The sequence below is a fragment of the Pseudomonas sp. S30_BP2TU TE3576 genome (assembly GCF_050436025.1).
Taxonomy (GTDB): domain Bacteria; phylum Pseudomonadota; class Gammaproteobacteria; order Pseudomonadales; family Pseudomonadaceae; genus Aquipseudomonas.
Window position 1 is genome coordinate 2,827,288 of record NZ_JBNDLK010000001.1, and the last position, 24,752, is coordinate 2,852,039.

Annotated in this window: 28 protein-coding genes; 22 read left to right on the forward strand and 6 right to left on the reverse strand. The window is 61.5% G+C overall.

All coding sequences use genetic code 11. The features are described 5' to 3' along the window. The first annotated feature begins 4 nt into the window (after positions 1-4). On the forward strand, positions 5-1,468 hold the full coding sequence (gene selO / locus ABIA48_RS12725) for a protein adenylyltransferase SelO (protein WP_429489027.1): 1,464 nt from the start codon (positions 5-7) through the stop codon (positions 1,466-1,468). Between the two features lie 5 nt (positions 1,469-1,473). On the opposite strand, the gene ABIA48_RS12730 is transcribed toward selO, so the two are convergent. After that, positions 1,474-1,836: a type II toxin-antitoxin system PemK/MazF family toxin gene (locus ABIA48_RS12730; protein WP_007981168.1), complete on the reverse strand. Its 363-nt coding sequence runs from the start codon at positions 1,834-1,836 to the stop codon at positions 1,474-1,476. Continuing rightward, positions 1,836-2,105 carry an AbrB/MazE/SpoVT family DNA-binding domain-containing protein gene (locus ABIA48_RS12735; RefSeq protein ID WP_007981166.1) on the reverse strand — a complete coding sequence of 90 codons (270 nt, stop codon included), beginning with the start codon at positions 2,103-2,105 and terminating at the stop codon, positions 1,836-1,838. The genes ABIA48_RS12730 and ABIA48_RS12735 overlap by 1 nt, the downstream gene beginning before the upstream one ends. A gap of 269 nt (positions 2,106-2,374) precedes the next feature. Here ABIA48_RS12735 and trxC point away from each other — a divergent pair, with 269 nt between their 5' ends. Further along, on the forward strand, positions 2,375-2,809 hold the full coding sequence (gene trxC, locus ABIA48_RS12740; RefSeq protein WP_429489029.1) for a thioredoxin TrxC: 435 nt from the start codon (positions 2,375-2,377) through the stop codon (positions 2,807-2,809). 129 nt (positions 2,810-2,938) lie between these two features. Here trxC and ABIA48_RS12745 read toward each other — a convergent pair whose 3' ends face one another. Beyond that, a complete protein-coding gene (locus ABIA48_RS12745) occupies positions 2,939-3,709 on the reverse strand; it encodes a ParA family protein (protein ID WP_429489031.1) in 771 nt (256 codons plus the stop codon). Between the two features lie 356 nt (positions 3,710-4,065). On the opposite strand from ABIA48_RS12745, the gene ABIA48_RS12750 reads away from it, so the two are divergent. From ABIA48_RS12750 to ABIA48_RS12845, 20 genes are all read left to right on the forward strand, one after another. After that, on the forward strand, positions 4,066-4,791 hold the full coding sequence (locus tag ABIA48_RS12750; protein WP_429489033.1) for a beta-ketoacyl synthase chain length factor: 726 nt from the start codon (positions 4,066-4,068) through the stop codon (positions 4,789-4,791). After that, entirely contained in the window at positions 4,767-5,579 is an 813-nt protein-coding gene (locus ABIA48_RS12755; RefSeq protein ID WP_429489035.1) for a lysophospholipid acyltransferase family protein, read from the forward strand. The genes ABIA48_RS12750 and ABIA48_RS12755 overlap by 25 nt, the downstream gene beginning before the upstream one ends. Beyond that, a complete protein-coding gene (locus ABIA48_RS12760; RefSeq protein WP_204930787.1) occupies positions 5,557-5,832 on the forward strand; it encodes a phosphopantetheine-binding protein in 276 nt (91 codons plus the stop codon). Before ABIA48_RS12755 ends, ABIA48_RS12760 begins: the two co-directional genes overlap by 23 nt. Positions 5,833-5,841: 9 nt before the next feature. After that, entirely contained in the window at positions 5,842-6,096 is a 255-nt protein-coding gene (locus tag ABIA48_RS12765; RefSeq protein WP_007992314.1) for an acyl carrier protein, read from the forward strand. Further along, on the forward strand, positions 6,093-6,638 hold the full coding sequence (locus tag ABIA48_RS12770; RefSeq protein ID WP_429489038.1) for a hypothetical protein: 546 nt from the start codon (positions 6,093-6,095) through the stop codon (positions 6,636-6,638). Before ABIA48_RS12765 ends, ABIA48_RS12770 begins: the two co-directional genes overlap by 4 nt. Further along, positions 6,635-8,314, forward strand: coding sequence for an AMP-binding protein (locus tag ABIA48_RS12775; RefSeq protein ID WP_429489040.1), 1,680 nt, complete (start codon positions 6,635-6,637; stop codon positions 8,312-8,314). Before ABIA48_RS12770 ends, ABIA48_RS12775 begins: the two co-directional genes overlap by 4 nt. Positions 8,315-8,445: 131 nt before the next feature. Continuing rightward, positions 8,446-9,180: a glycosyltransferase family 2 protein gene (locus ABIA48_RS12780; protein ID WP_007992320.1), complete on the forward strand. Its 735-nt coding sequence runs from the start codon at positions 8,446-8,448 to the stop codon at positions 9,178-9,180. Then, positions 9,177-10,118, forward strand: a complete 942-nt coding sequence (locus ABIA48_RS12785) for a glycosyl transferase (RefSeq protein WP_429489042.1) — start codon at positions 9,177-9,179, stop codon at positions 10,116-10,118. Before ABIA48_RS12780 ends, ABIA48_RS12785 begins: the two co-directional genes overlap by 4 nt. After that, positions 10,099-11,643: an HAL/PAL/TAL family ammonia-lyase gene (locus tag ABIA48_RS12790; RefSeq protein WP_429489044.1), complete on the forward strand. Its 1,545-nt coding sequence runs from the start codon at positions 10,099-10,101 to the stop codon at positions 11,641-11,643. The genes ABIA48_RS12785 and ABIA48_RS12790 overlap by 20 nt, the downstream gene beginning before the upstream one ends. Further along, positions 11,636-12,061 (forward strand): acyl-CoA thioesterase, encoded by a 426-nt coding sequence (locus ABIA48_RS12795; protein ID WP_429489046.1) that lies wholly within the window; start codon positions 11,636-11,638, stop codon positions 12,059-12,061. The genes ABIA48_RS12790 and ABIA48_RS12795 overlap by 8 nt, the downstream gene beginning before the upstream one ends. Continuing rightward, positions 12,058-12,762 (forward strand): outer membrane lipoprotein carrier protein LolA, encoded by a 705-nt coding sequence (locus ABIA48_RS12800; protein ID WP_429489047.1) that lies wholly within the window; start codon positions 12,058-12,060, stop codon positions 12,760-12,762. Before ABIA48_RS12795 ends, ABIA48_RS12800 begins: the two co-directional genes overlap by 4 nt. Then, positions 12,746-15,085, forward strand: coding sequence for an MMPL family transporter (locus tag ABIA48_RS12805; protein WP_429489049.1), 2,340 nt, complete (start codon positions 12,746-12,748; stop codon positions 15,083-15,085). Before ABIA48_RS12800 ends, ABIA48_RS12805 begins: the two co-directional genes overlap by 17 nt. Then, on the forward strand, positions 15,085-16,242 hold the full coding sequence (locus tag ABIA48_RS12810; RefSeq protein WP_429492858.1) for a sodium:proton antiporter: 1,158 nt from the start codon (positions 15,085-15,087) through the stop codon (positions 16,240-16,242). The genes ABIA48_RS12805 and ABIA48_RS12810 overlap by 1 nt, the downstream gene beginning before the upstream one ends. Then, a complete protein-coding gene (locus tag ABIA48_RS12815; protein ID WP_429489051.1) occupies positions 16,229-17,476 on the forward strand; it encodes an NAD(P)/FAD-dependent oxidoreductase in 1,248 nt (415 codons plus the stop codon). The genes ABIA48_RS12810 and ABIA48_RS12815 overlap by 14 nt, the downstream gene beginning before the upstream one ends. Continuing rightward, a complete protein-coding gene (locus ABIA48_RS12820; protein ID WP_429489053.1) occupies positions 17,473-18,198 on the forward strand; it encodes a class I SAM-dependent methyltransferase in 726 nt (241 codons plus the stop codon). The genes ABIA48_RS12815 and ABIA48_RS12820 overlap by 4 nt, the downstream gene beginning before the upstream one ends. Further along, positions 18,198-18,815, forward strand: a complete 618-nt coding sequence (locus ABIA48_RS12825) for a hypothetical protein (protein WP_429489055.1) — start codon at positions 18,198-18,200, stop codon at positions 18,813-18,815. The genes ABIA48_RS12820 and ABIA48_RS12825 overlap by 1 nt, the downstream gene beginning before the upstream one ends. Then, entirely contained in the window at positions 18,812-20,008 is a 1,197-nt protein-coding gene (locus ABIA48_RS12830) for a beta-ketoacyl-[acyl-carrier-protein] synthase family protein (RefSeq protein ID WP_429489057.1), read from the forward strand. The genes ABIA48_RS12825 and ABIA48_RS12830 overlap by 4 nt, the downstream gene beginning before the upstream one ends. Then, the gene (locus tag ABIA48_RS12835; protein WP_204930812.1) at positions 20,005-20,466 is read left to right on the forward strand and encodes a hotdog family protein; all 462 of its coding nucleotides are present in this window, start codon (positions 20,005-20,007) and stop codon (positions 20,464-20,466) included. The genes ABIA48_RS12830 and ABIA48_RS12835 overlap by 4 nt, the downstream gene beginning before the upstream one ends. Next, positions 20,463-21,191, forward strand: coding sequence for a 3-oxoacyl-ACP reductase FabG (gene fabG, locus ABIA48_RS12840; RefSeq protein WP_204930815.1), 729 nt, complete (start codon positions 20,463-20,465; stop codon positions 21,189-21,191). Before ABIA48_RS12835 ends, fabG begins: the two co-directional genes overlap by 4 nt. Continuing rightward, positions 21,191-22,417, forward strand: coding sequence for a beta-ketoacyl-ACP synthase (locus tag ABIA48_RS12845; RefSeq protein ID WP_429489060.1), 1,227 nt, complete (start codon positions 21,191-21,193; stop codon positions 22,415-22,417). Before fabG ends, ABIA48_RS12845 begins: the two co-directional genes overlap by 1 nt. A gap of 118 nt (positions 22,418-22,535) precedes the next feature. Here ABIA48_RS12845 and ABIA48_RS12850 read toward each other — a convergent pair whose 3' ends face one another. From ABIA48_RS12850 to ABIA48_RS12860, 3 genes are all read right to left on the reverse strand, one after another. After that, positions 22,536-22,799 (reverse strand): DUF6124 family protein, encoded by a 264-nt coding sequence (locus ABIA48_RS12850; protein ID WP_429489062.1) that lies wholly within the window; start codon positions 22,797-22,799, stop codon positions 22,536-22,538. Positions 22,800-23,255: 456 nt separating this feature from the next. Continuing rightward, positions 23,256-23,699, reverse strand: coding sequence for a DUF2846 domain-containing protein (locus tag ABIA48_RS12855; protein ID WP_429489064.1), 444 nt, complete (start codon positions 23,697-23,699; stop codon positions 23,256-23,258). 87 nt (positions 23,700-23,786) lie between these two features. Next, positions 23,787-24,680, reverse strand: a complete 894-nt coding sequence (locus ABIA48_RS12860; RefSeq protein ID WP_429489066.1) for a LysR substrate-binding domain-containing protein — start codon at positions 24,678-24,680, stop codon at positions 23,787-23,789. Between the last annotated feature and the right edge of the window lie 72 nt (positions 24,681-24,752).

The window sequence follows — 24,752 nt, forward strand, 5'->3', positions numbered from 1 at the left end:
GCCCTTGAAAGCCCTCGACGAACTCACTTTCGATAATCGCTTCGACCGCCTGGGCGATGCGTTTTCCGCCCATGTGCTGCCCGAGCCCATCGACAATCCACGCCTGGTCGTGGCCAGCCCCGCCGCCATGGCGCTGCTGGACCTCGACCCGGGCGTGGCCGAAACCCCGGAGTTCGCCGAACTGTTCAGCGGCCACAAGCTCTGGGCCGACGCGATCCCCAGGGCGATGGTCTATTCCGGGCATCAGTTCGGTTTCTACAACCCGCAACTGGGCGACGGTCGCGGCCTGTTGCTGGGCGAGGTGTACAACGAGGCCGGCGAACATTGGGACCTGCACCTCAAGGGCGCCGGCCAGACGCCGTTTTCACGCATGGGCGATGGCCGGGCGGTACTGCGTTCGTCGATCCGCGAATTCCTCGCCTCCGAAGCCCTGCATGCCCTGAACATCCCGACCACCCGCGCTCTGTGCGTGATCGGCTCCGACACCCCGGTGTGGCGCGAAAAGCAGGAGCGCGCGGCCATGCTCTTGCGGCTGTCGCCGAGCCATGTGCGCTTCGGGCACTTCGAATATTTCTACTACACCAAACGCCCCGAGCAGCAGAAAGAGCTCGGTGATCACGTGCTGGCCATGCACTTCCCGCAATGCCTGGAACAACCGGAGCCGTACCTGGCAATGTTCCGCGAAGTGGTCGAGCGCAATGCCGAACTGATCGCCAAATGGCAAGCCTATGGCTTCTGCCACGGGGTGATGAACACCGACAACATGTCGATCCTCGGGGTTACTTTCGACTTCGGCCCGTTCGCCTTCCTCGACGACTTCGACGCCAACTTCATCTGTAATCACTCCGACGACCAGGGCCGTTACTCCTTCAGCAACCAGGTGCCGATTGGCCAGTGGAACCTCAGCGCGCTGGCCCAGGCCCTGACACCGTTCATCAGCGTCGAAGCCCTGCGCGAAACCCTCGGCCTGTACCTGCCGCTGTTCCAGGCCCATTACCTGGACCTGATGCGCCGCCGCCTCGGCCTGACAACAGCCGAAGACGATGACCAGAAACTGCTGGAGCAGCTTCTGCAACTCATGCAGAACAGCGGCGTCGACTACAGCCTGTTTTTCCGTCGCTTGGGTGATGCAGCACCAGAACAGGCCATCACCCGCTTGCGTGATGACTTCGTCGACCTCAAGGGCTTTGATGCCTGGGGCGAGCGCTACATCGCCCGGGTGGCCCGTGAAGGCGCGCTTGATCAAGAGCAGCGCCGCCAGCGGATGCACGCGGTCAACCCGCTGTACATCCTGCGCAACTACCTGGCACAAAAGGCCATCGATGCGGCAGAGAGCGGCGACTACTCGGAAGTCCGCCGACTGCACGCGGTGCTGTGCAATCCGTTCGAAGAACAACCGGGGATGGAAAGCTATGCAGAGAGGCCGCCGGAATGGGGCAAGCACCTGGAGATCAGTTGCTCGTCGTGAGGTAACTAATCCAAAGGATCGATGGCGCTGACAACTCGAGCAACGATGTCAGCCATCGTCACGTCATCCAGGCGCTCGATAAACTTGGCCGAGCCATCACGTACCCGCTGTTCAATGTCAAAACTGCGCACCTGATTGCACACGGCGACGCCGTTCGTTTCGTGACCGGATACGAAAACTGCCAGACCGGAACCTCGGCTAAAGCTCCCGCCACTGGTCACAGGTACCGTCATGCTGACACCGAGTGAATTGATCTCTCTTGGCGTGATCACTACAAAACGATGCCGATTCATCATTTCACGACCCGCAACCGGATTCGGATCGATCCAGTAAACGTCTCCCCGTTGTGGGGCTTGCCGACGAACCATCAACCCAACTCCCGGCCGACTGGCCCACCTTCACGAGCAGACGCTGTCTGTTCGTTCAGCTCAGCTATTTCATCGGAACCCTCAAGGAGTTCTGCAAGTCTGTAACGTTTGCGGGCAGGAGGTGAAACCGGCCGCGCAATCAACTCACCATCGACAACGTTCAGCTCCAGTTGCGCCCCGACCTCCAAGTGCAGCAGCTTGAGCAGAGTCGGCGGTATCGTCATAACCGCGGCACCGCCCTGACGGCGGATTTTGGAAGTCACGGACACGGGATCACTCCTATCCGGTAATTGAGAGCCATGGTTTTTTGAATAAGTGCAACAAAAGTAGCACGCAGCAGCAATCAAAGCGAACACCTCGCAAGCCGAATGGGGTACCGAGTTGCTTTCAGCGTAGCCAGCACTTCAAAACTGAATGCCTGGAAAATGTGAGCATTTGCGACAGTCACTAGATCAACCTCAAGCGACCCTGACTTGACAAACCCCGCTCCCGGCTCCAAATCACCAACATTGATTGCCCAACCCTTCGGAGTCTGACAATGACCGACCCGCTCCTCATCCCCTGCCCCCACTGCAACGGCCTCAATCGCATTCCCGCCGAGCGTCTCAACGACCATCCAAAATGCGGGCGTTGCAAGGCTGAAGTCCTGCTGAGCAAACCGTTTGAATTGAAACAAGGCGACTACGCCAGCCAGATCAAGGGCGATCTGCCGTTGCTGGTGGACGTGTGGGCGGACTGGTGCGGGCCGTGCAAGTCGTTTGCACCGGTGTTCGAACAAGCAGCCGGGCAACTGGCGGGCAAGTGCCGGCTGGCCAAGCTCGATAGCGAGGCGAACCAGCAGTTGTCGGCACAGTTGGGGATTCGCTCGATTCCGAGCCTGATCCTGTTCAGGAACGGCCGGGAAGTCGCCCGGCAGAGCGGGGCCTTTCCGTTACCGCAGTTGATCGCCTGGCTGCGTAGCCAGGGCATCTGAAACACCACGCAACCCTGTGGGAGCGGGCTTGCTCGCGAAGAGGCCGCTTCACTCAACATCTATGTTGACTGATACAACGCCTTCGCGAGCAAGCCCGCTCCCACAGGGGTTTTGTGTTGGCAGCCAGAATCAGGCGTTTTCCAGCAGGTTATGCAGCTCGACAAATTGCTGGGTCAGCTTGTGCCGCGGGTCGAGATGGATCAGCGGCGTATTGGCCTGGTGGGATTCACGCATGCGTACCGAGCTGGCCAGGTACACCGGCAGCACCGGCAGGCCCTCCGCGATCAGTTCGTCGAGGATTTGCTGAGGCAGGCTGGCACGGGCCTGGAACTGGTTGACGACGATGCCTTCGACTTCCAGGCTTTCGTTGTGGTCTTCCTTCAATTCTTCGATTTCCGCCATCAGGCCGTACAACGCCTGGCGTGAAAAACTGTCGCAGTCGAAAGGAATCAACACGCGATCGGCCGCGATCAGCGCCGAAACCGCGTAGAAATTCAACGCCGGCGGGGTATCGAGGTAAATCCGGTCATAGTCTTCACTCAGTTCTTCAAGCAACTTACGCAGTTTGTTGATTTTGTGCTTGGCTTCAAGCTTTGGCTGCAAGTCCGCCAGCTCGGCGGTGGCGGTTACGACATGGAGGTTATCGAACGGGGTTTCGTAGATGTCGACCTGATTCTTCCTGGAGAACGGCCCGGAAGACAGCGTTTGCTTGAAGAAATCGGCGATGCCCATCGGGATATCGCTACCGGTGAGCCCCGTCAGGTACTGAGTGGAGTTGGCCTGGGCGTCGAGGTCCACCAACAGGGTGCGAAAGCCCTCGCTGGCACTGACCGCCGCCAGATTGCAGGCGATGCTGGATTTGCCAACGCCACCTTTCTGATTGAACACCACGCGCCGCATGTCAAAACCTCCGTGTATCAAAGAATGACCGAGTGTAGTGGTCCACGACGATGCTTCGCTACCTTGTCGGTCAAAGGACTACGCAGTCAGTTGCCTTGCCTTGCTTGAAAAGCCCTGAACGGCCCGCTGATTCGACGCCAGAACCGACAGACGGGGTAATGAATTTGTGAATAATTACCAATCGTTCTTTTTTTTGCGCGTCAGCCGCTTCATCTTGCTGAGCAAAATGTAACCAGCATTTGCTACACGTTCCCGGCACCGGGATAATGCGCGCCACTCGGCGCCAAACGCCGCGCAGGGCGAGTCTCGGCTCTCGGCCACTCCCCGCGTCAAGTAAGCCCGCAAGGGTGGGATGAATGTCTGTGATCAACTTCAACATCGCCCAATGGCGCGCCTGGGCCCCGGGGCTTGATAGCGTGAACGACTGGCAGGCCTGGAGCCGACAACCGGTCGTGCCGCCGGACAGCGGTGCCGCTCCCGACGTTTCGTTTCTGCCGGCCATGCAGCGTCGGCGGCTCAGCCGCCTGGCACGGATGGCATTCTGTGTCGGCTGGCCATTGGCCGAAGGTCGGCAGGGTCTGCCATTGGTCTTTGTTTCCCGTCACGGCGAAACGCCTCGCACGGTCGACATTCTCAGTGATCTGGCCACCGATCAGCCGCTGTCGCCGACCCAGTTCAGCTTGTCTGTGCATAACGCGATTATTGGTTTGTGGTCGATCATGCGGGGTGAAACCAGCGAAATGACGGCCCTGGCTGCCGCAGGCGACGGCCTGGAACACGGCATGCTGGAAGCGGCCGCGCTGCTGGCTGAAGGCGCTCCCGCGGTACTGCTGGTGATCACCGAAGAGCAGCCACCCGAGGCTTACTCAACCTGGATCGACGACGTGCCGTTCCCTTATGCCGTCGGCCTGCTGATTACCCCCGGTACCGACTGGCAGTTGTCCCTGAACAGCCCGTCGGATGCGTTGTCCAAATCCCGCTGGCCACACGCGCTGAATCTGCTGCGTACGCTGCTCGGCCAGCAAACCACCTGCCAACATGCCTGGAAAAATCGTGTATGGACCTGGCAACGCAACCCGTGACCGAGAAAAACCGCGACGCCTATTACTGGCGCTTGCTGGCCACCGCCGCGAGCTTTGCCCTGTTCGGGTTGGGCGGGCTGTGCCTGCGCCTGGTGATTTTCCCTGTGCTGAACTGCCTGCCTGGCGACGCCCAGACCCATCGGCTGCGGGCCCGGCAAACGGTCAGCCGCTGTTTCTGGATTTTTGTGCGTTTCATGGCCCGTACCGGGGTGCTGACCTACAGCATTGAAGGCGCGGAAAAACTCGGTCGTCCCGGGCAGATGATCATGGCCAATCACCCGTCGCTGATCGACGTGGTGTTTCTGATCGGCCTGGTGCGTCACGCCAACTGCGTGGTCAAGCAAAGCCTCTGGGAAAACCCTTTCACCCGCGGACCGCTGCGCTGCACCGAATACATCAGCAACGACGGCAGCATGGACATGCTCGACGCGGCCGCCGACGCGCTGAAAGACGGCCAGACCCTGATCATTTTCCCCGAAGGCACGCGCACCCGGCCCGGCCAGGCGCCGGCCTTTCATCGGGGCGGCGCGGCAATCGCCCTGCGTGGTGCGAAAATCCTCACCCCGGTCATTATCAGGGTCAGCCCGACCACATTGACCAAGGCCGAGCCCTGGTATCGCATCCCCAAACGGCGCGTACACTTCAGTTTTCGGGTTGGGGCCGATATAGACCCACAGGCCTTCGCCTCGCTGGGGCCGGCTCCGCAAGCCTCGCGCAAGCTCAACGATTATTTGCATTCTTACTTTATCAAGGAGCTCGCCGAAGATGAGCGATCTGTACACCCATAGCCTGGTGCTGGAAATCAAAGAACTGATCATCGACGCCCTGGGCCTCGAAGACATCAGTGCCGAAGACATCGGCAACGACCAGACGCTGTTCGGCGAAGGCCTGGGCCTGGACTCGGTGGACGCCCTGGAACTGGGCCTGGCCATCCAGAAAAGGTACGGCATCAAAATCGACGCCGATGCCAAAGACACACGCAATCACTTCAGTAACGTGGCGAGCCTTGCGGCGTTCGTCACCGCAAAACAGGCAGCTTGAGACCGGACCATGCAAACTCGTGACGACATTTTCAACACCCTGCGCGATGCCTTGGTCGAGCTCTTCGAACTGGATCCCGAACGTGTGAGCCTCGAATCCAACCTGTATCAGGACCTGGAAATCGACAGCATCGACGCGGTCGACCTGATTGATCACATCAAACGCCAGACCGGCAAGAAAATCGCGGCCGAAGAATTCAAATCGGTGCGTACCGTCAGTGACGTGGTCGAGGCGGTCTATCGTCTGGTTCAACCGGCCGCATGAGCCGCTTGATTGGCCTCGGCCTGCTGCTGGCGGGCCTTTTGTATCCCTTTGCGGTGTATTTCGGCATGGAGCATTTCGCCCCGTGGCAATTCGGGCTGCTGCTGGGTGGACTGTGGCTGGCTCGCGCACTGACGGGAAAACGACGACCGGGCAGTTTGTGGATGGCCACGGTGGCCATTGTGTTCTGTCTGTTGCTGGCACTGTTCGACAGCCCGGCGCTGCTGCGCTGGTACCCGGTGTTGATCAGCGGTTTCATGTTGGTGCTGTTCGGATCGAGCCTGACATTTGGCCCACCGATCGTCGAACGCCTGGCCCGGGTGCGCGAGCCGCAATTGCCGGACGAGGGGATTCGCTATACCCGTCAGGTGACCATCGCCTGGAGCGTCTTTTTTCTTTGCAACGGTGTGTGCGCCGCCGCCCTGACACTGTGGGCGCCGCTGAGCTGGTGGACGCTGTACACCGGTCTGATTTCCTACGGATTGATAGGCCTGATGTTTGCCATTGAATGGCTCATACGACAAAGGGTACGAGGCCGCCCATGAATTGGATAAAACTTGAGCACCTGCTGCTCAAGGCTCAGCCGGAGCGCGCCGTAACGACCGGCCCGGCACTGGATCACGCCCAACTGTGCGAACAGGCGCTGCGCCTGGCCGCCGGCCTGCAAGTCCGGGATGTGCGGCAGATCGCCGTGCATCTTGAAGATGCCGCCGATCTGGCGGTCGCGTTGCTTGGCACCTGGCGTGCCGGGGTCAGTGTGTTGCTGCCGTCCGACCTGCAACCGCAAACCCGCCAGCGCTGGTCAGGTGAAGTTGATCTGTGGCTGAGCGATCAGCCCGACGATGCGCACCTGAGCGACTTTCGTCATCCGCCACTGAGTGCGACAGCGCTGGATCTCGATCACTGCCAACTCAGCCTGTGCACATCCGGTTCCAGTGGTGAACCCAAGCGCATCGAAAAGAACCTGCGCCAACTGGCCAATGAAGTCGAAGCCCTGGAGCAGTTATGGGGCGCTGATCTTGGCCAGGCATGCATTATCGGCAGCGTTGCCACCCAACACATCTATGGCCTGCTATTCCGGGTGCTGTGGCCGCTGTGTGCCGGGCGCCCGTTCGTACGTCGGCAGCTGGCCTTTCCGGAAGACCTGCAGCGCGCCAGCCGCGAGTACCCGGCCTTCGCCTGGGTGGCCAGCCCGGCGCTGCTCAAACGCATGGGCGACAACCTCGACTGGCCTGCCTTGAGCGCGGTGCGCCGGGTATTTTCCTCCGGCGGCGCATTGCCGGTCGAGGCCGCACAGAGCCTGCATGAGCGTCTGGGGCAATGGCCAACGGAAATTTTCGGCAGTTCGGAAACCGGCGGCATCGCCTGGCGTCAGGGCGCTGAACTCTGGCAGGCCTTTGCCGATGTCACGCTGACTCAAGACAGTGAGGGTGCGCTGCTGATCGCTTCGCCCTACTTGCCTGGCGGCCATGTCGAACAGACTGCCGATTCAGCGCGCATCGCCGTCGATGGTCGCTTCGAATTGCTCGGGCGACTGGACCGGATCGTCAAACTGGAAGAAAAACGCATCTCGCTGCCGATGCTGGAACAGGCGCTGATGGCTCATGAGTGGGTCGTCGAAGCGCGGCTCGGCGTCGTTCAGGAAAACCGTGCCTCCCTGGGGGCGTTGCTGGTGCTGAGCGAGGCCGGTTTGCATGTTCTGCGCAATCAGGGTCGACGCAGCCTCACCGAGCAATTGCGCCAGCACCTGAGCCAACACTGCGAAGCCCTGGCCCTGCCAAGACGCTGGCGCCTGCTGCGACAAATGCCGCTGAACACCCAGGGCAAACTGCCCCAGGCCGACGTCGACGCCCTGCTGTTGGCACCGCGCCCCAAAGCCCCGGAGGTGCTGGAGCAAGTCGAAAGCAATGGCGAATGGAGCCTGCAACTGGCCGTGCCACCGGACCTGGCCTATTTCAGCGGTCATTTCCCCAAGGCGCCGGTATTGCCTGGTGTGGTGCAGGTGGACTGGGCGCTGAGCCTGGGCCAGCAACTGATGAACCTGCCGAAAAAATTCGCCGGCATGGAAGTCTTGAAGTTCCAGCAACTGGTGCGCCCTGGAGATGAAGTCCAGCTGCACCTGCGCTTCGACCCGGCGCGCGGCAAATTGTATTTCGCCTATCGCAATGAAACCGCCACTTGCTCAAGCGGGCGGATCTTGCTGGAGGCGGCGCATGTATAAGTTTGGTGAGTGCTGCGCACTCATTCGCGAGCAAGCCCGCTCCCACATGAGGTCCACGGCGTTCACAAATCCAGTGTGGGAGCGGGCTTGCTCGCGAAGCAGACACCTCGGTCCCTCAGGTGTACACCAACATGCATAGCCCCTGCGCCATTGTCCCGGTGTACAACCACGAAACGGCCATCACCACCGTAGTCGATGCCCTGATCGCCAGCCATCTGCCGTGCATTCTGGTGGACGATGCCAGCAGCCCACGCTGCGCCCGGGTGCTGGATCGTCTGGCCCAACGTGAAATGGTTTACCTGATCCGCCTCGCCGAAAACCAGGGCAAGGGTGGCGCGGTCATGACCGGCTTGCGCGAAGCTTCGCGTCTGGGCTTCAGCCACGCCCTGCAGGTGGATGCCGATGGCCAGCACGATTTGCAGGACGTCAAACGCTTCATCGAACATTCACGCGCCCACCCAGAGGCGGTGATTTGTGGCTACCCGCAGTACGACGCCAGCGTGCCGAAAGGCCGTTTATATGCGCGCTACCTGACGCACGTCATGGTCTGGATCAACACCCTGTCGTTGCAGATTCGCGACTCCATGTGCGGTTTCCGGGTTTACCCCTTACCGCCAGTCCTGGCGTTGATCGAATCAGCGAAAATCGGCAAGCGCATGGACTTCGACTCGGACATCCTGGTGCGCCTGGCCTGGCGCAATCAGCCGATGCAATGGCTGCATACCAAAGTCCACTATCCGCTGGACGGCGTTTCGCATTTTCGGATGTTCCACGACAACGTGCTGATTTCCAGCATGCACACGCGGCTGTTCTTCGGCATGTTGCTGCGTGCGCCGATGATCCTCTGGCGACGGTGGCGAGCATGAGCGCAGACAATCAACACTGGGCCGATCGCGAAGAGCGGGGCAGTTTCTGGCTGATGAAACTCACCGCGTTCGGCGCCAAAGTGCTGGGCCGGCGCCTGCTGAGCCCGTTGTTATACGGCATCGTGTTGTACTTTTTCCTGTTCGGTCGCAGCGCCCGCAAAAGCGCCTGGCAATATCAGCAACGCCTGGCCGACTGGAGTGATCGCAGCGAATTGCGCCCGACCCATTGGCGAGTGTTCGGCCAGTTCATGGCCTTCGCCGATTCCATGCTCGACAAACTCGACGTATGGAGCGGCAAGCTGAGCATCGAGCAAATCGAAATCGTCGACCCGGCATTGCTGCGTGACCAGTTGCGTGGTGCCCGCGGGCAGATGCTGGTGGGCGCACACCTGGGCAATCTGGAAGTCTGCCGCGCACTGGCGGAAATCGGCGAGAAGGTCACGATGAACGTGCTGGTGCACACCAAGCACGCCGAACAGTTCAATCGATTGCTGGGCGAGGCCGGGGCGACCAGACTGCGCCTGATCCAGGTCAGCGAACTGGACCCGGGGATCATGCTGCAATTGAGCGAACGCCTGGAGCGCGGCGAGTGGCTGGCGATTGCCGGCGACCGCGTGCCATTGCATGGCGGACGCAGCGTGACTGTGGACTTCCTCGGTCATCCGGCCAGGTTCCCCCAAGGCCCGTGGTTGCTGGCCGGCCTGCTGAAATGCCCGATCAACTTGCTGTTGTGCCTGAAAAAGCCCGACGGCGACTATCGACTGACCATCGAGCCGTTCGCTGACGCAATCACCTGGAAACGCAGCGACCGCGAGCAGGTCATTCATCAGTGGGCCTCCCGCTACGCCGAGCGCCTGAGTCACTATTGCCTCGAAGCGCCCCAACAATGGTTCAACTTTTACCCTTTCTGGAAGACTGATGACGACGCCAACGCTTGAGCCGGTAACCTTCGGCGAACTCCCTTTGCGCATCGAAGACGTGCTGGCCCTGGCCAACCGTCAGGTGCCGACGCAGTTACAGGGCGATCCCGAGTTCCGCCGGCGCATCGCCAAAGGTGCGCAGTTCCTCGATTCCCTGCTGGACAAGGAAGGCGTGATCTACGGCGTGACCACCGGTTATGGCGATTCCTGCGTGGTCGCGGTACCGCTGCATCATGTCGAGGCGCTGCCCCGTCATCTATTCACGTTCCACGGCTGCGGCTTGGGCAAACTGCTCGACGCCCAGGCCACCCGTGCGGTATTGGCGGCGCGCTTGCAGTCGTTGTGCCACGGTGTTTCCGGGGTCCGCGTGGAGCTGCTGGAGCGCCTGCAAGCGTTCCTTGAACACGACATCCTGCCGCTGATTCCGGAAGAGGGTTCGGTGGGCGCCAGCGGTGACCTGACACCGCTTTCGTACGTTGCCGCCACACTGTCCGGCGAACGCGAAGTGCTGTTCCGCGGCGAACGCCGGCAGGCTGCCGATGTGCACCGCGAACTCGGCTGGCAGCCACTGGTGTTGCGTCCGAAGGAAGCCCTGGCGCTGATGAACGGCACCGCCGTGATGACCGGTCTGGCCTGCCTGGCTTACGCCCGTGCCGATTACCTGCTGCAACTGGCCACGCGTATCACCGCGCTCAATGTTGTCGCCCTGCAAGGCAACCCGGAACACTTCGACGAGCGCCTGTTCGCTGCCAAGCCACATCCGGGGCAGATGCAGGTCGCCGCGTGGCTGCGCAAGGATCTGGCCATCGACGCACCGACCGCACCGTTGCATCGCCTGCAAGACCGCTACTCCCTGCGTTGCGCGCCCCATGTGCTGGGCGTGCTGGCCGACAGTCTGAACTGGCTGCGTTCGTTCATCGAGATCGAACTCAACAGCGCCAACGACAACCCGATCATCGACGCCGAAGCCGAGCGGGTGCTGCACGGCGGGCACTTCTACGGCGGGCACATCGCATTCGCCATGGACAGCCTGAAAAACCTCGTGGCCAACGTCGCCGACCTGTTGGATCGGCAACTCGCGCTGCTGGTGGATGAGCGTTACAACCATGGTTTGCCGAGCAACCTGTCCGGCGCCACGGCTGACCGCGCCATGCTCAACCACGGCTTCAAGGCCGTGCAGATCGGCACCAGCGCCTGGACCGCCGAAGCGCTGAAAAATACCATGCCGGCCAGCGTTTTCTCGCGCTCCACCGAGTGCCACAACCAGGACAAAGTGAGCATGGGCACCATCGCCGCCCGGGATGCGATCCGCGTGCTGGAGCTCACCGAACAGGTGGCAGCGGCCACGTTGCTGGCGGCCAATCAGGGCGTCTGGCTACGCGGCCAGGCCGAAGATGCACGACCACTGCCACCCGCTTTGGCCGCCATGCATGAAGCGTTGGCCAAGGACTTCCCACCGGTCATCGAAGACCGCGCGCTGGAAAGCGAATTGCGCCTGTGCCTGCAACGCATCGCCGAACAACACTGGAGGCTGCATGCGTAGCAAGGGATTTCTGCACACCGACACGGAAATCGTCGTACCGTTCTTTGACGTCGACAGCATGCACGTCGTCTGGCACGGCCATTACGTCAAATACCTGGAAGTCGCCCGCTGTGCGCTGCTGGACAAGATCGGCCACAACTACACTGCCATGTCCGAGTCAGGCTACGCGTGGCCGGTGATCGACCTGCAATTGCGCTACGTGCGCGGTGCAGTATTCGGCCAGAAACTGAACGTGCGCGCCAACCTGGTGGAATGGGAGAACCGCTTGAAGATCAACTACCTGATCAGCGATCTGCAAACCGGTGAGCGCTTGACCCGGGCCATGTCGGTACAAGTCGCCGTCGACCTCGCCAGCCGCGAGATGCAACTGGCCTCCCCGACCGTGTTCACCGAAGCGGTTGAAAGGGTGCTGGCATGATGTTCTGCCCTCCCTGTTCCCCTGTAGGAGCGAGCTTGCTCGCGATGGTCGTTAACGATGACACCGGGCACCTGACAGTCCGCGGCGCCCTCAGGTTTTTCGCGAGCAAGCTCGCTCCTACAGTGTTCTGCGTGTTACTGGGCATTCCTGGACTGGCCCATGCCTTCGACCTGCAACAACTCAGCGATCAACTGGCAAAACCCGAGGTGATCCACGGCAATTTCATCCAGGAAAAACACCTGCGCGCCCTGCCCCAGCCGCTGACCAGCAAGGGCACGTTTGTCCTGGCGAAAAACCACGGCTTGTTGTGGCTGCTGAAAACGCCACTGCAACAGGACTATCGCATCACCGCCAAAGGCATTGCCCGGCGTGACGGCATTGTTTGGCAAATGCTGCCGGGCAAAAGTGCCGGTGCCGAGCAGAACCGTTTGTTCCTCGCCGTGCTGCAAGGCGACAGCAGCGGGCTGCAACGGGATTTCGAGTTGTCCCTGAGCGGCGACGCGCAGAACTGGAAGCTCACGCTGGTGCCGCGTTCGATGCTGCTCAAGCAGGTGTTCAACCAGATCAACATTACCGGCGCAGAACTGGTGCACAGCATCCAACTGCTCGAAACCCAGGGCGACAGTACGTTGTTGCGCATGCAGGACAGCACCAGCGCCCAACCGTTGAGCGACGCGGAGCAACATGACTTTGCCGAGTGAACGCTTACTGCCACGGCTGTTCCTGCTCCTGCTGCTGGCAGTACTGGCGCTCGCCGGTTGGCAATGGCATGACGGCGCGCCGCTGTCAGCCAACCTGATGGAACTGGTACCCGGCACGGCGCCCGACGCCCTGGAACTGCGCGCCGAACAACGCATGCAAGAACCGCTGAATCGCGAAATGCTGGTGCTGGTCGGCCACGCCGATCGCCAGCAAGCCGTCGCCATGGCGCAAACACTCGGCGAGCAGTGGCAGGCCAGCGGCTTGTTCGAAAAGGTCCAGTGGACCCTGCAAGCCGACTTGCCGGCGCTGCGCACGCAATTGCTGCAAGGTCGCCTGGCGATGCTCTCGGCGGCGGACCGACAACTACTGATCGAACACCCCGACACCTTTATCCAGCAACGCGTACAGGCGTTGTTCGACCCGTTCAACGGTTTCAGCCTGGTGCCGAGCCAGGACGACTGGCTCGGCCTGACCGGGCGCATCCAGAACAGCCAGCCGCAACGCGGTTCGGTACAACTGGACATCGGCAGCGGCGCCTTGATTGCCGATGCCGATGGCAAGAGCTGGGTGCTGCTGCGCGCGCGCACCACCGGCAACGCTTTCGACATGAACCTGCCACTGCAGGTGGCCGACTTGCTCAAGCACAGCCGCGAAGAGGCTGCGCGGCACGACGTGCAACTGCTCGCCGCCAGCGGCTTGCTGTACGCAGCCAGCGGACAGCAGCAGGCCACCCGGGAGATGACCTGGGTCGGCGGCGGAGCCACCCTCGGGATTCTGTTGTTGCTGCTGCTGGCCTTCCGGCGCTGGCGCGTCTTGCTGGCGTTCGTGCCGGTGCTGGTGGGCATGCTCTTCGGTGCGGTGGCCTGCGTGGCGCTGTTCGGCCATATGCACGTGATGACGCTGGTGCTGGGTTCGAGCCTGATCGGTGTCGCGGTCGACTACCCGTTGCACTACCTGTCCAAGAGTTGGAGCCTGAAACCCTGGCGCAGCTGGCCGGCCCTGCGCATGACTTTGCCCGGGCTGACCCTGAGCCTGATCACCAGCGGTATCGGTTATCTGGCCCTGGCCTGGACACCCTTCCCGGCGCTGACCCAGATTGCCGCGTTCTCTGCCGCCGGTTTGCTCGGCGCCTATCTGTCCGCCGTGTGCCTGTTGCCGGCATTGCTCAAGGGCCTGGACCTGCGCCCGGCGCAGTGGCCATTGCGCGTTTGCGAACTGTTGCTGGACTGCCGCGCAGCGCTGCTCGAACGGGCGAAAACCCCCGTCCTGCTGGCGCTGCTGATCGCCTTTTGCGTGGGCGGCCTGTTACAGCTGAACAGCAAAAACGACATCCGCCAGTGGATCAGCGCGCCGCAACAACTGACCGACGAAGCCCGGACCATTGCACGGATCACCGGCTATCAACCCACCAGCCAGTTCTTCCTGATACGCGCCGCCAACCAGCAGCAACTGCTTGAACGCCAGACCGCCTTGAGCGAACGACTGGACCCATTGATTGGCCTGGAAAAGCTCCAGGGTTATCTGTCGCTCAATCAGCTGGTCAGCCCGCCGAACCAACAGCAACAGGTGCGCGAAGCGTTGAACAAACTGCCGGTGTTCTGGCAACCGTTGCTCGACATCGGTGTACCGGCCGAGGCGTTGCAAGCCGAGCTGACAAAGTTACAGGCATTGCCTGCCGTGGACATCGACACCGCGCTCAGCGGCCCGCTGGCGGAACCCTACCGGGCCCTGTGGCTGGGGCCGACCGATGACGGCGTGGCGGCGATGGTCAGCCTGCAAGGCATCAACAACCCGGCCCTGCTGCGACTCCAGGGCGAGGATTTACCCGGCGTGACACTGGTGGATCGACTGGGTGAATTGAACAACGTCTTCGCAGCCACCCAAATCAGTGCCGCCGAACTGAAACTCGCCTCCTGCGTGCTGATCGTGCTGGTGCTGATCCTGCCATTCGGCCTCGGCGGTGCGTTGCGTATCGTCGCCCTGCCGCTGTTGGCGGCGTTGTGCAGCCTGGCCAGTCTTGGCTGGCTGGGGCAGCCGTTGACGCTGTTCAGTCTGTTCGGCCTGCTGCTGGTGACGGCGATCAGCGTCGATTACGCGATCCTGATGCGCGAACAGGTCGGCGGCGCCGCCGTGAGCCTGCTGGGCACCTTGCTGGCGGCGTTGACCACCTGGCTGTCGTTCGGTCTGCTGGCGGTGTCGAGTACCCCGGCGGTGAGCAATTTCGGACTGTCGGTGAGCCTCGGCCTGATCTTCAGCTTCCTGCTCGCGCCGTGGGCCGGCCGACAGGTGCATGAGGCCACTACTGTGGAACGGGCAGCGTGATGGTCGTTCTGTTCTGGGCGATGGCGCTGGCGTTGTTCGCACTGGCGACCCGTGCCGGCCGGCATTTTGGCCTGATTCCCATCGTCAGCCAGTTGTTGCTGGCAACACTCGGCTTGCCGCTGTTGATGTACTTCTGGATCGAGCCGCAATGGCAGTTGAGCGGTGCGCAGCTGGTGTCGCCGGGCTGGCTGAAGAACCTCTACAGCCTGAGTTTTGCCCTGTTGCTGGGCTACATCCTCAGCGATGTGATCGACCTGCAACTGGACCGCCAGAGCCTGAAAATCGCCCTGCCCAGTTTTTGCATTCCGTTTGCCTGCGGCCTGACCACGGCAATCTGGCTGTTGCCGCCGCAACCGTGGATCAGCTCGCTGGCCGTCGGCCTGTTGTTCGCCATCACCGCGATTCCGGTGTTGTACCTGTACCTGCGGCACATCGATTACCCGCCCGGCGCCACCCGGCGCCTGGTGCAAACCGCGATCCTCATCGACCTCGCCTGCTGGACCCTGTTTGGCATCGCCCAGGGCAGCCTGCACCTGAGCAGCCTGCTGCTGCCACTGGCCGGCGCCTGCCTGCCAGTGTTGCTGCGGCTGCTGGGCCTGCGCCAGACCTGGCTTTACAGCCTGGGCTTTTTCGCCCTGCTGGTCGTCGCCGAACACTACAAGCTCAATGCGCTGATTTTCGGCATCGGTTATGTGCTGATCATGGCGGCGTTGAAAGCTCCCCTCGTGCTGCCGTTGCCAGCCTTGTGGATGAGCCGCTTGCAGACGTACATCGCCATCCCGCTGATCCTCACGTTCGGCATTGTGCAGATCAACGTGCACAGCGCGATGGACAGCCTCGGCTGGGTGCAACTGCTAGCCCTGTTGCTGTTGCCGATGCTGAGCAAACTGCTGGGCAACTGGCTCGGCCTCGGCTGGGCCGGGGCCTCGTTCAAGGGCGCCAGTCGCTGGCGGGAAAGCGTGCTGCTGAACATCCGTGGCTTGAGCGAGATCGTTTTTCTCAACCTGCTGCTGCAACAGCAACTCATCAGCCCGCCGCTGTATTTTGCCCTGATGCTGATGGGCCTGATCGCAACACTGTTGCCGGCCCTGGCCGGCATGCACCGTATCCCCCTGAAAACCGCTGTCCCGGCAAGGAGCCCCCATGCCAATCGTTGAAATGGAATGTCGCCAGGTTGTGGTCATCGGTGCCGGTCCTTCCGGTGCCATTGCCGCCGCATTGCTCAAGCGCAAGGGACACGATGTACTGGTGATCGAGCGTCAGCATTTTCCACGGTTTTCCATCGGTGAAAGCCTGTTGGCGCACTGCCTGGACTTCGTCGAGGAAGCGGGCATGCTCGACGCTGTCAACGCCGCCGGCTTCCAGCTGAAAACCGGCGCCGCGTTTGCCTGGGGCGAACGTTACAGCGCGTTCGATTTCGGCGAGACGTTCAGCCACGGCAAATCCACGACATTTCAGGTCCAGCGCGCCGATTTCGATAAGCTGCTGGCCGATCAGGCCACGCTGCAAGGCGTGGAAATCCGCTATGGCGAGACCATCGTCAGCGTCGACATCGTCCCGGAAAAACCGCAGCTCGGCGTACGTCGCGAAGACGGTAGCGAGTACCGCGTCGAGGCTGCTTTCCTGCTCGATGCCAGTGGTTACGGTCGTGTACTGCCGCGCTTGCTCGACCTCGAGGCGCCGTCGAACTTCCCGCTGCGCAAAGCCGTGTTCACCCACGTCGAAGACCGTATCGACCACCCGGCCTTCGACCGCAGCAAGATCCTCGTGACCACTCATCCGACCCAACGCGACGTGTGGTTCTGGACCATCCCGTTCAGCAACGGGCGCTGCTCGGTCGGCGTGGTCGCCGCAGAGGAACGTTTCGCCGGCCGCAGCGACAATCTGGACGAGTGCCTGCGCGGCTTTATCGCCGAAACACCAAGTCTGGCCAGCGTGTTGCAAAATGCGCAGTGGGATACCGCGGCCCGAACCATCGGCGGTTACTCGGCCAACGTCAAAACCCTGCACGGTCCGGGCTTCGCGCTGCTGGGCAATGCGGCGGAATTCCTCGACCCGGTGTTTTCCTCCGGGGTGACGATCGCCATGCGTTCGGCGAGCATGGCTGCCGGGGTATTGCACCGCCAACTGCTGGGCGAAGCCGTCGACTGGCAAAAGGAGTTCGCCGAACCGCTCAAGCGCGGCGTCGACACCTTCCGTTGCTACGTCGAAGGCTGGTACGCCGGGACGTTCCAGGACGTGATTTTCCATGAGAGCAGTTCGCCGGAAATCCGCGGGATGATCAGCTCCATTCTTGCCGGATATGCCTGGGATCCACGCAACCCGTTCGTCAGCGAAGCCAGACGCCGGTTGAAGGTGATATCAGAGTTCTGTGCAAGGGATGCGTCATGAACTACTTGAGCGACAACTACGTCGAAGAAACCCGTTTCGGTTTGTGGTTCTTGCGCAGCCGGATCTGGCAACACTATGTGCTGCGGCTGGCGATCAATGATTTGCGCGGCCTGTTCAGCGAAGCGCTGCCTGTCAGCCCGGTGCTGCTGGATGCCGGATGCGGCCAGGGCAAGTCATTCCCGCTGCTGCGCCAGGCCTTTGCGCCCGGTCGTCTGATTGGCGTCGATGCTGATCCCCACAGCCTGAACCAGAGCCGCGAAGAAGCGGTCCGTCAGGGCATGGAAGTGGAGTTGATCGGCAGCGACTGCGCCAGCCTCAACCTGCCGGACGCCAGTATCGACCTGCTGCTCTGTCACCAGACCTTCCATCATCTGGTGGAGCAGGAACAGGCACTCGCCGAGTTCTACCGTGTGCTCAAACCCGGCGGTTATCTGCTGTTCGCCGAATCCACCGAGGCTTACATTGATACCTGGGTGATCCGCTGGTTGTTTCGCCACCCGATGCACGTGCAGAAAAGCGCTGCGCAGTATCTGCAAATGATCCGACAACAGGGTTTCGAATTTACCGCGCAAAACGTGTCTTATCCGTATCTGTGGTGGAGTCGCGCCAAGGATTTTGGCCTGCTCGAATACTTGGGTGTGTGCAAGCCAAAACCCTTTGGCCAACGGGAAGAAACCCTGGTCAATGTGGTGGCGCGCAAACCTTTTGAAGGAACTGTGTGATGTTCATTGCCAGTCGCTTGAAATACCAAACCTGTGGGAGCGGGCTTGCTCGCGAAAGCGGTGGGTCAGCCAGCGGATATGCCGGATGTACTGCCGCTTTCGCGAGCAAGCCCGCTCCCACAGGGGTAGTCGGTGTATTGCGACTTCTGCTACTTGCCGCGGCCCTGCTGCTGAGCGCCTGCGCCGGCCGGGCGCCGCTGCCCGTGCACAATCCGGATCTGCCGTTGCCGTTGCAATTGCACATCCAGCGCTTGCAGGCCGAAAAACGCCAGGACTGGGTGCTGGTGATCCAGCGCGAAGAGCCCGGTATTCGCTGGTCGATGATGGACCTGTTGGGCATTCCCCAGGCCCGCCAGAAATTGATCGATAAAACCTGGGAGTCCGATGGTTTCCTGCCACCCAATCCGGAAGCCCGGGAGCTGTTCGCGGCGCTGCTGTTTGCGCTGACGCCGAAAGATGAACTGGCGGCCAACTATCCCGGCGCCTGGCAACACGGCAAACAACGGTCCCTGCCCGAGCGCTGGGACATCCGCTACGCACAACCGCAGAACTTTGAATTGCAGTTTCCGAAAGGTCCGACCTATCAAGTCACCCCCCTGAGCGGTGAAACGCCATGACGGCTTACCTCAATGCCCTCGGTTTGGTCTGCGCTCTGGGCCGCGGCAAGCAGGAAGTCGCGCGCAACCTGTTTGCCGGCGACTGCTCCGGCATGCGCGAAGCCGCCGGATGGGTGCCAGAGCGATCGTTGCCGGTCGGTGCAGTCCATGGCGAGTTGCCAGCGATCCCGGCCGCACTGTCCAGGCATCACAGCCGCAACAATCAATTGTTGCTGGAAGCCGCGCTGCAAATCCGCCAGGACATCGACAGCGCGATCCAGACGTACGGCGGCGGCCGCATCGGTATCGTGCTCGGCACCAGCACTTCGGGGATCGACGAAGCCAGCCAGGGCCTGGCCCATTACCTGCGCGAGCAGCAGTTCCCGCCTGAGTACGACTACCAGCAACAAGAGCTCGCTGCGCCGGCGAACTTTCTCGCCGAGTGGCTGCAATTGAGCGGGCCGGCCTATGTCATTTCCACGGCCTGCACCTCCAGCGCCCGGGCACTGATGAGCGCCCGGCGCCTGTTGGAGCTGGGCGTCTGCGACGCGGTGCTGTGCGGCGGTGTCGACACCCTGTGCAAACTGACACTCAATGGTTTCCATGCCCTGGAAGCGGTGTCCGGACAACGCTGCAATCCGTTCTCGGTGAACCGCAACGGCATCAACATCGGCGAAGCAGCGGTGCTGTTCCTGATGACCCGCAGCGCGGGCGACAAGCAAGCGATTGCCCTGCTCGGCAGCGGCGCCAGCTCCGATGCGCACCATATTTCCGCGCCGGAACCCACCGGCCGCGGTGCCCTGCAAGCCATGCGCAAAGCCCTGGACCGCGCCAACCTGCAACCGGAGCAGATCACTTACCTGAACCTGCACGGCACCGCCACCCAGCACAACGACGCCATGGAAAGCCAGGCCGTGGCGACGCTGTTCCCGGCCGGCGTGCCCTGCTCGTCTAGCAAACCGATGACCGGCCACACCCTCGGGGCCGCCGGCGCACTGGAAGCGGCGTTCTGCTGGTTAAGCCTGAGTACGGACAACCCCGGGCATGCCCTGCCCCCCCATGTGTGGGATGGTCAACCCGACCCGCAACTGCCTGCACTGAATTGGGTGACCCCGGCCACGCGCCTGGCGTCCATTGCACCGCGCTACCTGATGAGCAATTCCTTCGCCTTCGGTGGCAACAACGTCAGCCTGATAATCGGAGACGCCCCATGATTGACTGGCCGCTCGCCGAACTGCTGCCCCACGCTGGCGACATGATCCTTATCGATCAGATCCTGGCGTTTGATGAAGAGCAGATTCACACCCGCCTGACCGTCAAGCCCGATGGCCTGTTCAACCGCCCCGACGGTGGTCTGCCGGCCTGGGTCGGCATCGAACTGATGGCCCAGAGCGTGGCCGCCTTCGCCGGTTGCCATGCACGTCAGCGCGGTGATGCGGTGGAGTTGGGTTTCCTGCTCGGCAGCCGCAAGTTCGAATGCAACGTCGAAAGTTTTCCCGCCGGCACCGAGTTGACCATCCACGGCATCCGCTCCCTGGAAGACGATAACGGCATGGGCGTGTTCGAATGCCACATCAACGCCCCCGGCATTCACGCCAGCGCCCGTCTGAACGTGTACCGCCCACCCCAGGCTGCTCAATATCTCCATGAATCCGAAGGAGTCCAGTCATGACTGAATCCGTACTGGTCACCGGTTCCAGCCGTGGCATCGGCCGCGCCATTGCCTTGCGTCTGGCCCAGGCCGGGCACGACATCGTGCTGCATTGCCGCAGCGGCCTGGCGGATGCCGAAGCTGTCAAAACCGAAATCGAGGCCTTGGGCCGTCGTGCGCGCATCCTGCAGTTCGACGTGTCCGACCGTGCCCGTTGCAAAGAAATTCTCGAAGCCGACGTGGAAACACATGGCGCCTATTACGGTGTAGTGCTCAATGCCGGCCTGACCCGCGACGGAGCCTTTCCAGCCCTGAGCGAGGACGATTGGGATGTGGTGATGCGCACCAATCTCGACGGTTTCTACAACGTGCTGCACCCGGTGATGATGCCGATGATCCGTCGTCGCGCCGCCGGGCGAATTGTCTGCATCACCTCGGTGTCGGGGCTGATCGGCAACCGTGGTCAGGTCAACTACAGCGCCTCCAAGGCCGGGTTGATCGGCGCGGCCAAGGCATTGGCGATCGAACTGGGCAAGCGCAAAATCACCGTTAACTGTGTCGCACCCGGTCTGATCGACACAGCCATGCTCGACGAAAACGTGCCGCTGGAAGAATTGATGAAAATGATCCCTGCACAACGCATGGGCACCCCTGAAGAGGTCGCCGGCGCGGTGAATTTCCTGATGTCGGCAGAAGCCTCGTACATCACCCGGCAGGTTCTGGCCGTCAACGGAGGCCTGTGCTGATGAAGCGTGTCGTCGTCACCGGCATGGCCGGCATTACCTCGCTGGGCAACGACTGGGAAACCATCGCCGGCAACTTCGCGGCCAACCGCAGCGGCATCCGCCGGATGGACGAGTGGGATCGCTTTACCGAGCTCAACACCCGTCTTGCCGGCCCCGTCGATGACTTCAAGGTGCCGAACCACTGGACCCGCAAGCAACTGCGCAGCATGGGCCGGGTTTCGCGGCTGGCTGTGGGCGCGGCGGAGATGGCGCTGGCCGATGCCGGCCTGTTGGGTGACGAGTCGATCAAGGACGGGCGCATGGGCGTCGCCTGCGGCTCCTCCACCGGCAGCACCGACGAGATCAAAGCCTTCGGCAACATGCTGCTCAACTCGGTGGCCGAGGGCCTGAACGCCAATTCCTACGTGCGCATGATGCCGCACACCACGGCAGCCAATATCAGCATCTTCTTCGGTCTCACCGGCCGCCTGATTCCCACCTCCAGCGCCTGCACCAGCGGCAGTCAGGGCATCGGCTATGCCTACGAGGCGATCAAGTTCGGGCGCCTGCCGCTGATGCTCGCCGGTGGTGCCGAAGAACTGTGCCCCACCGAAGCCATGGTCTTCGACGCGCTCTACGCCACCAGCCTGAAAAACGACACCCCACAACGCAGCCCACGCCCGTACGACTCCGCACGCGACGGCCTGGTCATCGGTGAAGGCGGCGGCATGCTGGTGCTCGAAGAACTGGAGCACGCCCTGGCGCGCGGTGCACACATCCATGCCGAAATCGTCGGTTTCGGCAGCAACGCCGACGGCCAGCACACCACCCGCCCCGAACAAGTCACCATGCGCCGGGCCATGGAACTGGCCCTGGAAGACGCCGGGCTGAAGCCTTCGGACATCGGCTACGTCAACGGCCACGGCACCGCCACCGAACAGGGCGACATTGCCGAAACCCTGGCCACCAGCAGCCTGTTCGGCGAGCACATGCCAATCAGCTCGCAAAAGAGCTTCCTCGGCCACACCCTCGGCGCCTGCGGTGCGCTGGAATCGTGGTTCAGCATCGAAATGATGAACCGCGACCTCTACGCCCACACCTTCAACCTCGACGAAGTCGACCCGCATTGCGGCAAGCTCGACTACCTGCGCGGTGAGTTTCGGCAGATGAGTAACCGGTACGTGATGAACAACAACTTTGCGTTTGGCGGGGTGAATACTTCGCTGATTTTCAAGCGCTGGCTGTAGGAGCGAGCTTGCTCGCGATGGACGTCAACGATAACGCGTGCTGCCTGAATGAACGCGTTGCCCGGACGTTTTTCGCGAGCAAGCTCGCTCCTACAGGGGCTCTTGCCCCCCGGACCTGTCATGGTGGATCAAGGTTATCCAACACCCGATTCACCGCCATTTCCCCCAGCATGATCGACTGCTGAATGCCCAGCAGGGTGTGGCCCTGCGATCCCTTCAAGTCTCTGGCGAAGTCACTCGCCATGACGTTTGCCGAGGCCAGCGACACGCAGGCGTATTCCAGCAGGGTGTGGTTGTCGATATCGGGAGCGATGAGGAAGAGGGGGCTGGGTTGGTGTGGCGCGTCCCGATCGGTATCCGGTGGGTTTGGCGTATTGGTCATGATTCAGCATCCTGAAAGTGGGGGCCACACCGAATCGCTACTGATCATAAGGGTGGCAGCTGTACGCAGGTTAGCAGACCGGGTTAAGTGAACCGGCGCACCCGAAGGCGCCCTGCGCACAGCGGCCGTCAAGAGCAGGTATGGAAATACCTGCCTTTCAGGAGCGCTCATACGCGTCACAAAACTACGGGCTGCTAAACCCGATCACTGACAATCAGTGACCCGGATCAAGCTACCGATGGCCCTCAAAGCGCACAAGCCGGCGGATTCTGGAGTAGTTGTAGGCAGCGCCGCAAGGCGCTGTAGCCTTTGCGCAGGATTTCAGAAATGTCCCACGACTGGGGGTGAAGCATCCCGCTGGATTGGACATTCCAGGTCCGTACAGGTGGGCTTTTTTGTGCTCTCTCGGACAAAGCGAATCAACCCCCGCGCTGTGTGCGGGGGTTGTCGGAACGCTTACTGAGCTTGAATCAGTTTGCTTTCAGCGACGCCGGCGCGGCCGGTCTGGTCGTCGACGACTTGCAGGCTGTTACGCGCCTTGATGAAACCCACTTTCACTTCCTGCCAGACAAAGTAATTTTTGCCCGCTTCAGCGGTGAGTTTCAGTTCCGAATCGTTTTCTGCGGAAGATACCAAGGTCTGCTGACCGGCCGGGACCGAAAGCATCAGATAAGACTTGGCGACGGTCTGGCCTACAGGCTTGCCGTTCAGCGCCACCGGCATTTTCACGCCGGCGCCCATGCTTTCGTTGCGATACACGTAGATGTGGGCTTTATCCGGGGCCACCTGGAATGTTTTGGCCTGAGCGTCCTGGCTTTCATCCGCCATTTTTACCGAAGCACAACCACCAGTCAGAGCGGTCAGTGCCAGCAAAGCGGTGAAGGTTAACTGCTTGAACATCCTGTTTCTCCATAGTTTGATGAATGCAGAAACAATTATCGGCCGATCTGATCAAGGCTAAAGGCCATCACCCAACAAAGTTGAGTCTCAGGGCGTCAGCTTACGCGTCAACAACTCCACAAACGCCCGCGCCATCGCCGACTTCTGGTCCTTGCGCTGCACCAGCCACACCGCCGACACCGCCGCCGGATCGAGCAACGGGCGGTAGACCACACCATCAATACGCATCCGCTGATAAGACGCCGGCAGCACCGACACACCAAGCCCTGCCGCCACCAGCCCGATGATGGTCATCGCCTCACCGGCCTCCTGGGCGAAGTGCGGGCTGAAACCGGAGTCACGGGCCAGGCTGAGCAGCTGCGCATACAGGCCACTGCCATAGCTGCGTGGAAAAAACACAAAGGGCTCGAGGGCCAGGGCTGACAGAAACAAGCCCTCTTCACTGCCATGCACCAACGGGTGCTTGGAGCTGAGCACCGCAACCAGCGGCTCACGCATCAACTCGACCACGCTAAGGCAATCCGGCAATCCGAGCGGGCGCATGATGCCGACCTCAATCGATTCATCCACCAGCGCATCGGCCACCTGAGTACTGCTCATTTCCCGCAGGTTCAGGTGCACCGCCGGGAAGCGCTGGCGAAAAGAGAAAATCGCTTGGGGAATGGTCGAGTTGAACGGGGCCGACGAGGTGAAGCCAATCTTCAATTCACCCAATTCGCCCAGTTGCGCCCGTCGCGCGACATCCGCCGCTTTGTCGACCTGCGCCAGCACCAGTCGCGCCTCTTCCAGGAACAGCCGACCGGCCTCGCTCAGCTCGACCCGACGATTGGTACGCTCGAACAGCCGCGCGCCGACTTCCTGCTCCAGCGCCTGAATTTGCTGGCTCAGCGGTGGCTGGGAGATCCCCAGCACTTGTGCGGCGCGGCCGAAGTGCAGTTCTTCGGCGACGGCGATGAAGTAGCGCAGATGACGCAATTCCATGAAAACCTCATTAGGTCGTAAAAGCTATCAAACAGGTCGAACAATATATTGGATTGAATCATTAGCCAGCTA

Excerpts from the sequence above, each read along its gene's own strand:
- ABIA48_RS12730 (WP_007981168.1), bottom strand. The coding sequence starts at position 1,836 with ATGGTTCGTCGGCAAGCCCCACAACGGGGAGACGTTTACTGGATCGAT.
- trxC (WP_429489029.1), top strand. The coding sequence starts at position 2,375 with ATGACCGACCCGCTCCTCATCCCCTGCCCCCACTGCAACGGCCTCAAT.
- ABIA48_RS12745 (WP_429489031.1), bottom strand. The coding sequence starts at position 3,709 with ATGCGGCGCGTGGTGTTCAATCAGAAAGGTGGCGTTGGCAAATCCAGC.
- ABIA48_RS12750 (WP_429489033.1), top strand. The coding sequence starts at position 4,066 with ATGTCTGTGATCAACTTCAACATCGCCCAATGGCGCGCCTGGGCCCCG.
- ABIA48_RS12755 (WP_429489035.1), top strand. The coding sequence starts at position 4,767 with ATGGACCTGGCAACGCAACCCGTGACCGAGAAAAACCGCGACGCCTAT.
- ABIA48_RS12760 (WP_204930787.1), top strand. The coding sequence starts at position 5,557 with ATGAGCGATCTGTACACCCATAGCCTGGTGCTGGAAATCAAAGAACTG.
- ABIA48_RS12765 (WP_007992314.1), top strand. The coding sequence starts at position 5,842 with ATGCAAACTCGTGACGACATTTTCAACACCCTGCGCGATGCCTTGGTC.
- ABIA48_RS12770 (WP_429489038.1), top strand. The coding sequence starts at position 6,093 with ATGAGCCGCTTGATTGGCCTCGGCCTGCTGCTGGCGGGCCTTTTGTAT.
- ABIA48_RS12775 (WP_429489040.1), top strand. The coding sequence starts at position 6,635 with ATGAATTGGATAAAACTTGAGCACCTGCTGCTCAAGGCTCAGCCGGAG.
- ABIA48_RS12780 (WP_007992320.1), top strand. The coding sequence starts at position 8,446 with ATGCATAGCCCCTGCGCCATTGTCCCGGTGTACAACCACGAAACGGCC.
- ABIA48_RS12785 (WP_429489042.1), top strand. The coding sequence starts at position 9,177 with ATGAGCGCAGACAATCAACACTGGGCCGATCGCGAAGAGCGGGGCAGT.
- ABIA48_RS12790 (WP_429489044.1), top strand. The coding sequence starts at position 10,099 with ATGACGACGCCAACGCTTGAGCCGGTAACCTTCGGCGAACTCCCTTTG.
- ABIA48_RS12795 (WP_429489046.1), top strand. The coding sequence starts at position 11,636 with ATGCGTAGCAAGGGATTTCTGCACACCGACACGGAAATCGTCGTACCG.
- ABIA48_RS12800 (WP_429489047.1), top strand. The coding sequence starts at position 12,058 with ATGATGTTCTGCCCTCCCTGTTCCCCTGTAGGAGCGAGCTTGCTCGCG.
- ABIA48_RS12805 (WP_429489049.1), top strand. The coding sequence starts at position 12,746 with ATGACTTTGCCGAGTGAACGCTTACTGCCACGGCTGTTCCTGCTCCTG.
- ABIA48_RS12810 (WP_429492858.1), top strand. The coding sequence starts at position 15,085 with ATGGTCGTTCTGTTCTGGGCGATGGCGCTGGCGTTGTTCGCACTGGCG.
- ABIA48_RS12815 (WP_429489051.1), top strand. The coding sequence starts at position 16,229 with ATGCCAATCGTTGAAATGGAATGTCGCCAGGTTGTGGTCATCGGTGCC.
- ABIA48_RS12820 (WP_429489053.1), top strand. The coding sequence starts at position 17,473 with ATGAACTACTTGAGCGACAACTACGTCGAAGAAACCCGTTTCGGTTTG.
- ABIA48_RS12825 (WP_429489055.1), top strand. The coding sequence starts at position 18,198 with ATGTTCATTGCCAGTCGCTTGAAATACCAAACCTGTGGGAGCGGGCTT.
- ABIA48_RS12830 (WP_429489057.1), top strand. The coding sequence starts at position 18,812 with ATGACGGCTTACCTCAATGCCCTCGGTTTGGTCTGCGCTCTGGGCCGC.
- ABIA48_RS12835 (WP_204930812.1), top strand. The coding sequence starts at position 20,005 with ATGATTGACTGGCCGCTCGCCGAACTGCTGCCCCACGCTGGCGACATG.
- fabG (WP_204930815.1), top strand. The coding sequence starts at position 20,463 with ATGACTGAATCCGTACTGGTCACCGGTTCCAGCCGTGGCATCGGCCGC.
- ABIA48_RS12845 (WP_429489060.1), top strand. The coding sequence starts at position 21,191 with ATGAAGCGTGTCGTCGTCACCGGCATGGCCGGCATTACCTCGCTGGGC.
- ABIA48_RS12850 (WP_429489062.1), bottom strand. The coding sequence starts at position 22,799 with ATGACCAATACGCCAAACCCACCGGATACCGATCGGGACGCGCCACAC.
- ABIA48_RS12855 (WP_429489064.1), bottom strand. The coding sequence starts at position 23,699 with ATGTTCAAGCAGTTAACCTTCACCGCTTTGCTGGCACTGACCGCTCTG.
- ABIA48_RS12860 (WP_429489066.1), bottom strand. The coding sequence starts at position 24,680 with ATGGAATTGCGTCATCTGCGCTACTTCATCGCCGTCGCCGAAGAACTG.